The sequence below is a fragment of the Runella sp. genome (assembly GCF_965279615.1).
Taxonomy (GTDB): domain Bacteria; phylum Bacteroidota; class Bacteroidia; order Cytophagales; family Spirosomataceae; genus Runella.
Genome location: NZ_OZ257252.1, coordinates 4,964,013 through 4,979,195 on the forward strand (window position 1 = coordinate 4,964,013; position 15,183 = coordinate 4,979,195).

Consider the following 15,183-nt stretch of genomic DNA (forward strand, 5'->3'; position numbering starts at 1 on the left):
GCAAGTTGAGGGCGGAGGCAAGCCCCGCCCCTACGTTCTTTTATTCTGTTTTCAAGCTCTTCACCGGATTCAGCAAAGCCGCTTTGATGGCTTGGTAACTGACGGTCAGCAAAGCGATAACGATAGAGCTCAAGCCTGCGGCGGCAAAAATCCACCACGATAGTTCGGTGCGGTAATCGTAATGTTGCAACCAATTATTCAGGAAATAATAGGCAATTGGAGCCGCGATAAAGCAGGAAATCAAGACCAAAAGCACAAAATCTTTGGAGAGCATTTGCCAAAGCCCGGCAACCGTTGCCCCCAATACTTTTCGGATACCGATTTCTTTGGTGCGTTGCTCGGCCACAAAAGAGGCCAATCCAAATAAGCCTAAACACGAAATAAAAATGGCCAAAATGGCAAAGAAGGCCGACAATTTACCGATACGTTCCTCGTCGCTGAATTTACGTCCGTATACTTGATCAACAAATTGATACTCAAACGGAGCGTCGGGATTATATTTTTTGAATACGCCGGCTACTTTGTCAAGCGCCTCATGGGTAGCCAATGCAGGAGCAAGTTTGAGGCTAATGACATTAACGGCATTGTAGTTGACGGTAAAAAAGGAAGGGCTGACCGGTTCAAAGGGAGATTGCCGAATCATGTTTTTAACCACGCCGATCACTTTATAGGCTTTTCCATTATGACTAACTATTTCGCCGATGGGTTCTTTAAGCCCCATGAGTTGTAAGGCCGCTTCGTTGATGATTAAGGCGGACGAATCCGTGGAGAAATCTTTGGAAAAATCGCGCCCCCGTATCACTTTCCAACCTACTGTTTTGCCATAATCATGCGTTACTTGGCTGGCCATGAGTAGTGGCTGTGAGTCAGGAGATTTACCTTTCCAGGACACATTGGTTGTACCACCGTACTGGCTCGTGATTGACCCACCCGACTGGGAAAATCCAACCACCGCGCCGGTATTGAGCAAATCAGTGCGCATGGCTTCATAATGCCCGTAGAGTTCGGGCGTATTCATATTTACTTCAATCAAGCGACTTTGCTCATAGCCGGCAGGGCGATTCTTGGCGTGTTGGATTTGGCGAAAAACGGTAATGATGCCAATCATCAAGGTGATGGAAACTGTAAATTGGAAAACTACTAACGCCTTCCGGGGAACTGAAGCTAAGCGAGACACTTTAAAGGTGCCTTTCAGCACTTTAATGGGTTGAAAAGAAGATAAATAAAGCGCAGGATAGCTGCCGGCAATCAGTCCCGTAAGGGCACTAAAACCGAGCCCAAATAGCCAAAATAAGGGATTTGACCATAAGATAGCTACTCTTTTATCCGCGATTTCATTGAAAAGCGGAAGGGCGAGTTGGGTAAAAATCAAGGCAAATACAAAAGCGATGAGAGTAATGACCAGCGATTCGCTCAAAAATTGAAACACCAACTGCCCGCGAATCGAACCAACGGCTTTACGAATGCCGACTTCTTTGGCGCGTTTTTCGGAGCGAGCTGTACTCAAATTCATGAAATTGATGCACGCCAACAGCAATACAAACACGCCGATGATGCCGAAAAGCCAAACGAAATAAACGATTCCGCCTGCATTTTTGCCGTCTTTAAAATCGGTGTACAAATGCCATTGATTCATGGGATGCAGGAAAAACGCAGGTTTGTATTTAGGTGGATCTGCCCTTTTCATCCGAATATCTTTGATCTTAGCAGAGGCTGATTCCACACTTGGACCTTCTTTCAATTGAGCAAATAGTTGAAACGAGTTTTCATCCCACTGATCTGATGCTCGTTTGGCGTAACCATCATTGGCAACGAACAAATCCCAAGGTGCCAGAAAAAGTACCTCTCTGAAAGCACTGTTGTAAGGCATGTCTTCATACACACCCGTAACTTTCACATCGGTTTTGTTTCCCATTCTAATGATTTTATTCAGGGGATTTTCGGAGCCGAAAAAGGCTTTAGCCAACGACTCTGAAAGCAAAATAGAGTGGACATCTTTCAATCCGTCACGGCTGCCCGCCAGTATGTTAAACGACATCATGTCGATGAAGTCCGGCTGTACGTAATTGCCGCTTTTGGTCAATTTCTTGTCACCCGCCGCCAAAATCACGTCGCGGGTATACGTAGAAACGCTGGTAGCCTGAAAATCGGGGTAATGAGCGCGAAGCTCTTCCGCCATTGGGATAGGCACGGAATTGTACGAAGAAATGGTGCCGTCAAAATTCACAAATTGCCATACCTGAGCGATACGGTCGTAATTTTTGTGGTTTTTATTGAACGACAATTCGTCCCATACCCACAAACCAATGAGCATCGCGACGGCCATCCCGGTCGCTAAACCAAAAATATTGATGAAAGAGTAACCTTTGTGTTTCAAGAGGTTACGAAAAGCGATTTTGAAATAATTGCGTAGCATAATTGGGCTGTATATGTAGGTTGTTGGAAATTCAGAAGGTTTGCGTTTGATGTTAGAAAGGCGCAGATAGGTCAGTACATCACGCCAATAGCGTTGTCGGGCTTTGTTTATGCCTAACCGCTTAGCCCGCAAAGCGAAGCGCTCGTGCAAATCGCCCACTATCTCTTCCCTCAGATGCGGAGCGATGAGTCGATTGAGCAGTTTGTCGAGCCATTGAGGAGGTTTGATTTGGGGTTTCATGGTGTTGTGATTAGAGTGTAGAGGTTAAAGTGAAAAGTTACTCTACACTTTAACCTTTTAACTCCCTTTTACTCTGTTTTCAAACTCTTCACCGGATTCATTAAAGCGGCTTGCATGGCCTGATACGCTACCGTTAATGCGGCTATGAGTAAGGTGGTCAAAATGGCCGAAAGGAAAATCCAAACGTTCATTTCAATGCGAAACTCAAAGTCCTGTAACCAATTGTTCATGGCCCACCAAGCGATAGGTGCTGCAATGAAGAAAGCGACCAGGATCAGACGGGCAAATTCTTTTCCGAATATCCACAGTATTTGCGACAGGCTGCTTCCCAATACTTTCCGAATACCGATCTCTTTGGTTTTTTGAGCGGCCATAAAACTCACCAAACCGTAAAGTCCCAAGCAACCGATAAAAATAGCGATGAACGAAAACAGGGTCATTAAGCTCAAAAATCGTTCCTCTGTTTCATAAAACTGAGCAATGCTTTCATCTAAAAATTCATACTCAAAAATTTGGTCGGGGAATTTGGCTGTCCATGCTTTTTCGATAGCGGCTAACGTTGTTTTAGCGTTTGCCATATTTAATTTAATGGCATAGTTTGAATAATCGCCTTTGTTAGTTGTGAGTGCTACCGCATTGATTTCTTCGTGAAAAGACAGATCGTGAAAATCTTTGACAATACCAACAATAGGACCGGTCATTGAGCCTCCATTGGCCGCAATTGTTTTCCCAATGGCTTTTTCGGGAGAACTGAAGTTGAGTTTTCGTGTAAAAGTCTCATTGACCAAAAATTCCTTTACTGAATCGGATGGAAAAAGGTTTCTGCCGGCAACCAATTCCAAGTCAAAAGTAGAAAGATAGGCTTCGTCGGTCGCTTTCATATTTGTTCCGAAATTTACCTGTTCGGTCTGATTATCAAATTGTATACTATTGGTCCAAACATTATTGGAAGAAGGCGCTGCCCGGCAAAGTGATATTTTTTCTACACCGGCAATGGTTGAAAGATCATGTTTCAACGACTTCATTTTTACGTCCGTTGAGTCAGCCCCTACCTGAACCATGACAATGGCATCTTTGTCAAACCCTAAGTCTGATTGCTTGGCATATTGCATCTGTTTGATAATGACCACCATACCGATAATCAATACCTGCGAAATGGCAAATTGGGTAACGATCAATGCGCGTCGTGTGTTGAAACCGCCGATGGTTTGATGAGACAGTTTTCCTTTTAAGGCAATAACTGGTTGAAAACCCGCCAGAATAAGCCCGGGATAAGAACCCGCAAAAAAGGTGACTATGACTCCCAATGCTATAATGAACAGTGCTGATTGGCTGTCAGAGAATAAATTGAGCGACATTTGAGAGCCAAAAAAATTATTTGCATAAGGCAAGATCAAAAATGAAAGCAAAATCGCCATCACAATGCTAACCGCCGAAATAATGGCGGTTTCTGTAATAAATTGCCCGAAAAGCTGTCCTTTAAATCCTCCCAGTACTTTCCGTACGCCCACTTCTTTTGACCTTTTAAGTGCTTGGGCGGTGGCTAAATTGATGAAATTTACGCAAGCGGTTATGATTAAAAAAAAGCCGATGATGGATAATATCCAGAGATTTTGTTTATCCATTGAGCCATCATAAAGTGCGCTGAAATGGATGTCAGCTAAAGGTTGTAATTTGTAATGGTGGACGTTTTTGCTGTTGGGACGGTATTTTTTTGGATAAGGAGCCATCGCATTTTCTGCCTGTGTTGCCGAAACGTTAGGGCGAAGCAGTGTAAAACATTGCATCGCATCGTCAATCCCTCCCCATGAATCATCACTTGCCAACCACGAATTGTATGATTTTAGGGTAGGATACGAAACATAGATCTCGGTTTTTCTATCCGTATTGGGAGGTAAATCTTTGAGGATTCCGGTTACGGTAAACACAATTCTATTTCCCAACCAAAATTCCTTACCGATCGGATTTTCGTCTCCAAAATACTTTTTTGCCAATTTTTCGGTCAAAATAGCCGTATTTGGCTCAGCTAATACGGTGTTTTTGTTTCCCTGAAGCAAAGGGTAATTGAAAATATCAAAGAAACTTGGCTCCGTAAAAGCAATCCCTTCCGTTTCCTTTAACTTTATGAGTTCGTTTCCTTTTTTTAGGGTAATGAGGCGGTTGGTAAAAGTAGCTATTCGGGCCGTTTTTTCACCAAAAGAGTGTTCATCTCTAAACACTTTTCCCAGAGGAGCCGGTACACTTCGGTCATAAGAAACGTTTTCACGGTGCATTTCAGTGACGATGCGGTATATCCTGTCTGAGTTTTTGTGAAAATTGTCAAAATTCAGGTGATAGTTGACCAACGTAAAAATGAGGATGCCACACGTCATGCTCAATGCCAAACCCAACACGTTGATGAAGGCATAAGCTTTGTTGCGTTGAAGATTTCTAAAGGCGATTTTAAAATAATTGCGTATCATAAGAGGGCTGTATGAATAGGTGTTTGGAAATTCTTGGACTGTTGGTTTACGTTTTATGTTGGAAGGGCGCAGATACGTCAGTACATCTCGCCAATAATGTTGCCGGGCTTTGCTTTCACCCAAACGCCGGGCCCGCAAAGCGAAGCGCTCATGCAAATCGCCCAATACCTCCTCGCGCAGGTGTGGAGCGATGAGGCACGTTATGAACTTGTCAAGCCATGTGGTGGGTGGGGTTGATTTTTTAGATTCATTATGATTCATAAAATGGCCGTTTTAACTCCACTTCAAGATGGTTTGGGGAACAATACGATCCCAAAGCCCATTCCGTACCTGACGTACTTCATTCAACACCCGTCCACCCAGTGCCGTAACCGCAAAAAGGCGTTTGCGGCGGCCTCCCCGCTCGGCGGTAGCTTCCCCCAAATGGGAAGTAACATAGCCTTTTTGCTCCAAACGTTGCAGCGCGGCATGAACCGCCCCGGTACTCACAGTTTGGTTGGTTTCTTTTTCCAATTCTTCAGCTACCGATACTGAATAAGCTGTAGGAGCCAGCACAGCTACAGTCAGCAGCACTACCTCTTCAAATTCGCCCAGATCACTTCGTCGCATGGGTTTAGTGGTTGTTTCGAAGGTTATTTTTATTATATCTATTTCTGTATATAAAATACCTTGCCGGAAAATAAAAGAGGCGATTTCAGTGAGAAATCGCCTCTTTTTGGAAAAACTATAAAATCTGAATGTCCAAAAACGGACAGATTGCGTACGGTGATGGACGGAGGGGCAACCCCACCCCTAACCCCTAACCCCTCCCCTGTGAGGGAGGGGGATAGAAACCCCCTTTCCCTTACTGGGGAAAGGGCTGGGGATAGGGGTTGTTATTCCGTTTTCAACGATTCTACCGGATTGCTTAATGCGGCTCTGATGGCTTGGAAACTGACCGAAAACAACGCAATGCCCAAGGCAAAGGCAGACGCTAATCCCAAATACCACCATTTGACCTCGACGCGGTACGCAAATGTTTGCAGCAGCTTTTGGCCCAGCCAATAAGAAATCGGCAAACCAATGAGCAAAGCGAGTCCGACGAGCTTTAAAAAATCTCCGGAAAGCAGGGCCGCAATGCTGCTTACGCTCGCCCCCAATACTTTCCTGACCCCGATTTCTTTGGTGCGTTGTTTAGCCACAAGCGAGATCAGGCCGAAAATACCCGCGCAGGCGATCAAAATAGCGAGGATCGTGACAAAACCGGTCATGCGCCAGATGTTGTCGATGGCTTGATACGATTTGGCAACTTCATCGCTGAGGTAAAAATGACCCAATGCTCTGCGGGAAGGAATCTTTTTAAACCGTTTTTCCATGTTGCTTATCAGCGCTTTGCCTTTTGACTCATCTGTCAGACGAACCGTTAAAAAACTGCTGAGTTGCTGCTTGCCGGCGTACCAGTGCAAAAGCGGCTCTACATCGTCTTTGAGGCTTTGATAATGGAAATTTTTAGTCACGCCAATGACCGTATAGATTTGGTCATCGTTATTTTGACGTAAACGTTTTCCTACGCCGGTAGTCCAACCGAAGGCTTTCATGGCGGCTTCGTTGATGACCACGGAATGATTGACCGAATCGGGAGAATTATCGGAGAAGCCGCGTCCTTCGAGGAATGGGATTTTGTACGCCTCAAAGTAATTTTCAGTAGCGCTTACATGACGCAGAATTATCTTTTTTGCTTCGTTGCCTTCGGGAAAATAGTTATTGAAATTTTGCCAATACTGTATCGGAGTGAGTTCTGAAACGGCAAACGACACCACGTTCGGGTTTTGTCGAAGTTCATTCAAAATGACCCTCCCTTCCGAAATGGCCGCTTTTTCGTTTCGATAGGCCAGATCGGTTTTAAAAACCAATACATTGTTTTTGTCGTACCCAACATCGGCGGTTTTCATGAAATCGATCTGTTGTCTCAACCCAATGGTGCCTACGATCAGCACAATCGCCAACGCAAACTGCAATACAATCAGGCTGTTTTGGCGCAAACGACCACGGCGCGGGTCTGTTGAGACTTTTCCCTTTACAGCATCGGTGGTTTTCAGTCGCATGAGGTAATACGCCGGATACGTTCCTGCAATGAGCGCTACGAACAACGAAATACTGAAAACGATTGCCATCGTAGGATAATCATTGGCAAACGTAATATCCAACTGCATGCGTCCATCGCGCAACTGATTGAAGGAAGGAATCAGATAATACACCGCAAAAAATACCGCTAAGAGCGATGAAGTTACCATCACAAGGCCTGACTCGGTCCAAAATTGATTCAGAATAATGCGCTTCGTTGCCCCAACTACCTGTTTTACGGCCACTTCCTTGATGCGAGGCAATGCCGAAGCCATGTTGAGATTCACAAGATTGATGCTGATAATGAGCAATAGAAAAACGGCAATGGCAATAGCTCCGTAAATGAGGCCTTTGAAGGTAGGATTTTGGTCGTGAATGAAATTTGTGAAGGCACTCAGGCGTATGATCTGCTTCTGAGATTCGGCAGCGAAATGAGTTTTGACCAATTGAGGAAGTTTAGCTTCCAGGGCGTCTTTATTGGCTCCTTTTTTTAGCAATACAAAGACGGAAGCAAAGGTATTGTACCAATCGGCGCTTTCTTTAAAGTTGCGGTTTGACATAAGTAATTCAGCCGGCATCACTACGTCAAATTGCTGCGATGAGTTGGCGGGAATCTCGGCCAATACGCCCGAGATTTTAAATTGAACCGTATCATCAAGCGTGACGACCTTGCCAACGGGATCAATGGTGCCGAACAAATTTTGAGCTATTTTTTCACTTACTACCAAGGAGTTTCGCCCTTTAAGGGCGGTAGCGGCGTTGCCGTATTTGAGGGGAAAACTGAATACTTGGAAAAAAGTGGAATCTACAAAAACGGTGCTTTCCTGTACATCTTTGGTTCCATAATGAATCCACGGCCTGTACCAATTCTGAATGTGCGTGCCGGTTTCGATTTCGGGATAATCTTTCAGAAGTTGGTCTAAGATCGGGTAGACGGTGTGGCTATGTTTACGACCGTTGGATTCGGTTTGAACGTAGTAAATTCGGTCGCCTTTTTCGTGAAAAGCGTCGAAGGTGAGGCACTTTTGAGCAAAAAGCACCATCACTACCACGCAAGCCATACCTACTGACATACCTACGATATTGATCGTCGTAAAAAGTCGATTTTTCCAGAGATTGCGCAGGGCGATTTTGAGGTAGTTGCGTAGCATGAAAGTATAGGTTAAAAAGATGTATTTAAATTAACCGCATACTTCATGCCATGCAATAAAAGGAACTGATTTTTAGAGGTTTGTGAAATTTTTCCGGTAAACGAATGTCCGAAAATGGACAGGCATTGTTCGGAGATGAACACAGACGAAAATCAGTTCGGCAATTACCGATAGATAAACTCTGATTGGCTTGTTAACTTATTGTCAACGAAGGTTTTCATGCTAAGGGGGAAGTCAAATTTTGAGTCATAGGTGTATTCGTAGCGCCATACATTGGTCTTATTTCCATTGGCATCTTTGCCGAAATTTTCGGTCGCATTGTTAGGACTTCCCCAACTTGGGTCAATATAAGGGATTTGGAGAATCTGAAGGGGATTGGAGTGTGTATCGTATTGCCAATACGAACTTGCCCACTTTGTCAAATTTCCTCGGGTATCGTATTCGTAGGTATAGGTCAACGTTTCCCTGCCATCAGGTGCAAACGTCTGACTTTTGATTTTTCCGCCCGCCAATTTATAAGTATGTATTGTGTAAGATACCAACTGTTTACCATCTGCGGCATAATGTAATTCTTTGATCGGAGAAGACTGATTGGGAACATATTCATAACCGGTCACTGACTGTAGCGTAAGAGGCTTGCCCGGCGCAGGCCATGAGCTTAAATAGAGCGGATGAGAAGACCAAAATTCCTGACGTACAACTTGATCTCCGGTGTAAGTGTAGCGTCTTGATTACCAAATATTTATGCCGTCATCAAAATACTTTCTGATTTCAACCGGCTTATTTTCGCCGTTGTAAACAAACTCGGTTTGAAGTTTTCCATTGACCTTAATTTGACTGATCATGGGTGCTTTTTCAAGCATATCCGTTGGATTGGTCTTGTCTTTACACCCAACAAAACAAAAACAAAGCGCAAGGAAGATGTAAATGATTTTCATGAGGCAGTATCATTTTCTCAAAAGACGCACCGGAGAAGCGGAAAGTTGGAAAAGTTCAAAGTTCTTTCGGAAACAGAAGAATCGGAAACAGGAAAGAAATGGAGAAAGGAAAACGGAACATGAAATTCGTGCTCCTTTCTCCAATTTCATTCCAATTTTACTCCGATTTCAATGATTTTACAGGATTACCGAGAGCTGCTTTGATGGATTGGAAACTCACGGTAAAAAAGGCAATTAAAATAGACACAACGGCCGCTATCACAAATGTCCACACGCTGATGTCAATGCGATAAGGATAATTTTGCAGCCATTCTTTGATGGCATAGTAAGCGGCAGGAAAGGCGAAAATAAAGGAGAAACTTACGAGTTTCAGAAAATCGGAAGAAAGCAAGGTTGTAATGCTCGCCACTGAAGCGCCCAGTACTTTCCGAATCCCGATTTCTTTGGTGCGTCGCTCGGCCGAAAGAGTTGCCAAACCAAACAATCCAATGCAGGAAATGAAAATGGTCAAAATCGCGCCAAACAACATGATTTGCTTCCATTTGGCTTCTGACTCATACCGTTTGATGTTTTCTTCATCCATGAATTTGTATTCATACGGGTTGATGGGAAACAGTTTTTTGTAGACTTTACCGATGTGGGCTAAACTTGCCGTCTCTGTCCCGGGTTTGATTTTGATGAATGCCTTGCCGTAGTTGTTGCCGGGTTTCATGGTGAACACCTGCGGTTTGATTTCGGCGTTCAATGACTCGAAATGATAATCTTTTACCACGCCGATAACCGTATATTTTTCTCCCTCGTTGTACCAGAAATCTACCACTTGTCCCAGCGGATTTTTCCAACCCACTTTTTTAACAAATGTTTCGTTGACCAATACGGCTTTGGTGGAATCCGAAGGGAAATCAGCCGAGAAATTGCGTCCTTTGACAATGGGAATTTGTAACAGTGGGAAATAGGAAGCATCCACCGTTTCGTAAGCAAAGCTCTGCTGTGTTTCGCCGTTTACTTTGCCGACAGTGTACCAACCCCCTCCGTTTTTGGGAGCGACGTCAACGATATTAGGGCTTTTCAACAATTCTTCTTTTAACAGTTTTGCCTCCTTGCGATTCATCTGTGATTTGCCAATGGTGATCACGTTTTTGTCGTTGTATCCCAAGTCTTTGTTTGTCAGGTAATTGAACTGGGAGTAGATTGTCAGGGTCGCAATGATCAAAAATGAGGCCAGCGAAAATTGAATAATGACCAAGCCTTTTTGCAGGTAATTTTTACCCGAAAGATTAAAGCGACTGTAGAGGGTCTGTACAGGACTGTAATTGGATAATACCAACGCCGGATAAAACCCGGCCAGCAAACCCGTAACGATGAATATTCCTATATATCCCAACACCAGCTTTGCATCAAGCAGGTAGGAAAATGACAACGCTTTGTTAGAAAGTTCATTAAACGTAGGTAATACCAGTTGAACCAAAGCCAATGAAAAAGCAAAAGCGGCAAAACACAAAATGAATGACTCGCCCAAAAACTGCATTATCAACTGCCACCTTCCACCGCCCACTACTTTACGAACGCCGATCTCTTTAGCACGTTTGAGTGAGCGCGCTACGGTCAGATTCACGAAATTGATGCAGGCAATGAGCAAAATGAAGAGGGCAATTCCGCTCAGAATGTACGAAAACATGGGATTGCTGCTGTCTTGCAAACCGTTTTGGGCCGGCAAATCTTTGCTCAAGTGCATGTCTGTAAATGGTTGCAACCTATATTCAACCTTGCCTTGTGGGCCAAACCTTTTCGTCTCTTCTTCGAGTGCTTCTTTAGCATCTTTTTGATAAATACGGTTCATTGTTGCCTCAACTTTTGTGAGATTGGCATTGGGTTGAAGCACTACAAAGGTGTTCTGGAAAAAATTGAACCAGTTTTCGTTGGTCGCCATTTCTTTCTCACTCACGATGTTAGGAAACAGCAGATCAAATTTGATGGAAGAGTTTTGAGGGCAATTTTTGGAAACACCGGTAACTGTATAAGATTCAAATTTAAGTTCATCTCCATACGTATCTTTTACGAGGATGGTTTTTCCTAAAGCATTCGTTTTTCCGAAATATTTTTTAGCCATTTTTTCGGAGATCACCACTGATTTAGGCGCTTTCAGCGCCGTGTTGGGATCGCCGCTTACCAGAGAGAACGAGAAAATGGAAAAGAAACTGCTGTCAGCGGCAAAAGATTCATAGCTTTTGACTTCTGTTCCCTTCTTAATGTCGCTGCGGTCGCCTTTATAACGGACATAGGAACGTATTTCCGGAACGCCGGCGCTGAACTTAGGGCCTTGGAAATGCCCTGTATTACCATGAACACTTTCCACACCTTCAGGCGTAATGGATTTGCTCGTTATTCGATAAATGTGAGGGTTATTGGCATGAAACTGATCATAGCTGACCTCATCTTTGGTATAAAGCATGATCAGCATGGCGGCAGCTAAGCCGATACTCAGTCCAATGACATTAATGGCTGAATACACCTTGTTGTGTGCCAAGGTGCGGAGGGTGATGGTTAGATAGTTGCGAAACATAGATGGCTGAATAAGGGATGGTTGTGTATAATCATTTTTTCGTTGGCGACGGCGTACAAAAGGTGGCAATACCGAAAGTACATTGAGCAAATACCGAAACGTAGCCTGCCGCTTGCCTGCGCGACGGTACCAATACACATATAGCTCGTCCAAGTCACCTTCGACCTCTTCGAGGGTATCTTCGGGATGAAGCCAAATAAGGCATTTCTTTGCCCAATAAGGCGGTAAGCATACATTATCTCTCATGAATTATTCACTTCGTAATGTTTTTACGGGATTCATCAAAGCGGCTTTTATTGTCTTATAACTCACAGTAAGCAGAGAGATTCCAATGGCTAAAACCCCTGCCAAGACAAAAATCCACCACTCCAACGAAACATGATAAGCAAAATTCTGTAACCAGCGATTCATCACCCAACCTGCCAAGGGAGACGCCAACACAATCGCCAGAAGAACCAATCCCAGAAAATCTTTAGAGAGTAGAAATACAATGCCGGCAATATTGGCCCCCACCACTTTACGAATGCCGATCTCTTTGGTACGAAGCTGAATGGCGTAGGTCGATAAACCAAATAAACCCAGACATGAAATCAGAATGCCAAGTATGGCAAACACTTTCAGAACGTTGCTCATCCGTTGCTCTGATTCGTAAAGAAGGGCTAATTTTTCGTCAATAAACGTGTAAATAAATAAACTCGACGGAGAAATCTGCGCGAGCGTTGCTTTCATCGATTCGAGGGTTTGCGCAATCTTGCCTCCCTTTATTTTTAACAAAAACTGATTGGTTTCGCGCGGATTCTGAACGACGATCAACGGGTCGATGCCGGAGTGAAGAGAAGCAAAATTAAAGTCTTTTACAACTCCTACTACCTGACCGGTATCGCCGCGAACGACCAGTTGCTTCCCGACCGGATCAGCCAGTTTCAGTGCTTTAACGGCGGCTTCGTTCACAATAAAAACCGGACGGGCATTGTAAGCTTGCTTTACAAAGTTGCGACCTTCTTTGATTTGGGCCTGAAGGGTTTTTAACAGGTTTTCGTCGCCCCACAAATGGCGTATGGACATTGCATTGTCCGGAGCTTGCAGCGGAATCACATCTTCTATGCTGAATCGGTCGCCGGGCAGGGTCGAGATCAGGGCGATATCGCTGATGGCTGAATTTTTCTGCCATTCGCTTTGGAGTGTTCTTGCTTTTTCGCCCATCTCCTGATTGTACAGCTTCACCGCGACCAAATGTTCCTGATTGAAACCCAGGTTTTTAGCCTGAAAAAACTGCATTTGTCTGTAAACGATCAGTGTACTGAAAATCATAAAGACAGATACTGCAAATTGAAACACGATCAGGCTTTTACGCACAAACGTAACGGATGAAACCGTGATTTTCTTCCCTTTCAGTGACTGCACAGGATCGAAATTGGCGATAAACCAAGCAGGGTAAACACCGGCCAGAAAACTGATGATGCCTGTCAGCAGCAACATGGTCACTACGTTCGTAGGAGTGAATAATTCGCTGAACTGTAAGTTTTTGGCGGCCAGTGTGTTATAAAATGGTATGGAAAACCAAAACAGCAGCAATGCCAATGCCGAAGCGGCCAACGTGAGCAGGAACGATTCGCCCAGAAATTGATTGATCAATTCGGCTTTACGTGCTCCTAACGCCTTGCGAATACCTACTTCTTTCATGCGGTTGAATGCCTGCGCGGTGGCCATATTGATGAAATTGACGGCGGCAACCAGCAAAATAAACAGGGCTGCTGCTGAGAAAATGTATACATACATGATGTCACTGTTCGGACCCATTTCTTTCTCCAGTCGCGAGTGTAAATGGATGTCGGGAATGGGCTGAAGATGAAGTTTGTTGCCTGCCAAAATTTCTTTTCGGTGATCTCCGGTCGGATCGTAGTAGCGAACGGTAAATTCGGGGAGGGCAGCTTCGATGACCGTCCGCCTTTCCGGACTATCCAATACAACATAGTTATAAAACCCCGACCAGCTGCGGCGCTCGAGCATCTGTTTATCCATGAGTTGATACAACGTTGTCATGGAAATCAGGTAATCGAAATTGAGGTGGGTAGGAAAAGGAAATGCCTTAATCACGCCGCTGACGGTTAGTTGACGTTTCGTTTGATCGTCCTGTATCAATTTCCCCATCGGCTCCTGATCGCCGAAATAGCGTTTTGCGGTCGCTTCTGTCAGCACAATGGTATTCGGCTGAACTAATGCTGTTTTCGGGTTGCCTTTGACGAATGCAATGTCAAATACATCAACTACCGTTGAATCGGCAAAGAATCCTTTTTTCTCTTCAAACCGCTTGACATCGCCCGTAACGGATTCTGTATAACTCAATATCTGCCCCGACGGATGGCGCTGAAAACGTGCTACCTGTTTGATGCCCGGTAGCTGCCGTTGCATTTCCAACGCCAGAACGGGCGACGTAGCCGCCCAACGCCGGGTGGTTTCCCCAAAGTTTTCGGAGTTAAGCCGGAAAATTCGGTTGGATTTAGTAAATCCTTTGTCATACTGAAGTTCTTCTCTGACATGCAGAATGATCAGCAAACCGGCGGCAAACCCGATAGCCAGACCGGCCAGATTCAGTGAACTGTTCAATTTGTGCCGCATCAGATTGCGGAAGGCGATAGTGACATAATTGCGTATCATAGTAGGCTGTAGAATGGAAGGGTGTTTGTGTTCATTTTTTCGTTTACGTCTTCGCACAAAAGGAGGTAAAACCGATAGCACATTGAGTAAATAGCGTACACTTGCCTCGCGTTTTCCTGCCCGTTTATACCAATAGGCATAGAGTTCGTCCAAGTCACCTTCAACCTCTTCCAGAGTATTTTCGGGATGAAACCAAACGAGTAGCTTGTGTAACCAACGTGGCGGCAAGCCGTGAGATTGGTTTGGCTTGGGCGAACTCATAAGCTGCTCAGTCGAAGTTTGGTTGGTGGCATTAACTGCCAAAGTTCCTGACGCAGTTGTTGTATCTCCTGCAAAGCGCGATTCCCTAAAGCTGTTACCTGAAATATTCGCTTGCGTCGTCCACCCCGTTCATTCGTGGCACCGCCGAGTTGAGAACTGACAAACCCTTTTTCTTCCAAACGAATAAGCGTATTGTGCACGGTGCCAAAAGTGACAATACGTCCCGTATGTTCTTCCAACGCCTGGCTCACGGTGACACCGTACGCCTCTCCGTCCAAAATGGCTACCATCATCAAAACCACTTCTTCAAACTCGCCTAAATAAGTGCGACGCATAACTCTTGGGTATTAGTTTCTATTTTATCGTACAAATAGTTTGCCAAGACACAAAA

9 protein-coding genes are annotated in these 15,183 nt (G+C 44.6%); all 9 read right to left on the minus strand.

The window, feature by feature from the left end; translation table 11 throughout:
- Window positions 1-40: 40 nt before the first annotated feature.
- Entirely contained in the window at window positions 41-2,656 is a 2,616-nt protein-coding gene (locus ACQY73_RS20980; RefSeq protein ID WP_428654571.1) for an ABC transporter permease, read from the minus strand.
- A 68-nt stretch (window positions 2,657-2,724) separates the two neighbouring features.
- Window positions 2,725-5,379 (minus strand): ABC transporter permease, encoded by a 2,655-nt coding sequence (locus ACQY73_RS20985; protein WP_428654573.1) that lies wholly within the window; start codon window positions 5,377-5,379, stop codon window positions 2,725-2,727.
- 12 nt (window positions 5,380-5,391) lie between these two features.
- A complete protein-coding gene (locus tag ACQY73_RS20990; protein WP_428654576.1) occupies window positions 5,392-5,727 on the minus strand; it encodes a PadR family transcriptional regulator in 336 nt (111 codons plus the stop codon).
- A gap of 266 nt (window positions 5,728-5,993) precedes the next feature.
- Window positions 5,994-8,372 carry an ABC transporter permease gene (locus ACQY73_RS20995; protein WP_428654579.1) on the minus strand — a complete coding sequence of 793 codons (2,379 nt, stop codon included), beginning with the start codon at window positions 8,370-8,372 and terminating at the stop codon, window positions 5,994-5,996.
- Between the two features lie 164 nt (window positions 8,373-8,536).
- A complete protein-coding gene (locus tag ACQY73_RS21000; RefSeq protein ID WP_428654581.1) occupies window positions 8,537-8,989 on the minus strand; it encodes a hypothetical protein in 453 nt (150 codons plus the stop codon).
- A 114-nt stretch (window positions 8,990-9,103) separates the two neighbouring features.
- A complete protein-coding gene (locus ACQY73_RS21005; RefSeq protein ID WP_428654583.1) occupies window positions 9,104-9,310 on the minus strand; it encodes a hypothetical protein in 207 nt (68 codons plus the stop codon).
- Window positions 9,311-9,467: 157 nt separating this feature from the next.
- On the minus strand, window positions 9,468-12,119 hold the full coding sequence (locus ACQY73_RS21010; RefSeq protein WP_428654585.1) for an ABC transporter permease: 2,652 nt from the start codon (window positions 12,117-12,119) through the stop codon (window positions 9,468-9,470).
- Between the two features lie 3 nt (window positions 12,120-12,122).
- Window positions 12,123-14,792: an ABC transporter permease gene (locus ACQY73_RS21015; protein ID WP_428654588.1), complete on the minus strand. Its 2,670-nt coding sequence runs from the start codon at window positions 14,790-14,792 to the stop codon at window positions 12,123-12,125.
- Window positions 14,789-15,127 (minus strand): PadR family transcriptional regulator, encoded by a 339-nt coding sequence (locus ACQY73_RS21020; protein ID WP_428654590.1) that lies wholly within the window; start codon window positions 15,125-15,127, stop codon window positions 14,789-14,791. Before ACQY73_RS21020 ends, ACQY73_RS21015 begins: the two co-directional genes overlap by 4 nt.
- Between the last annotated feature and the right edge of the window lie 56 nt (window positions 15,128-15,183).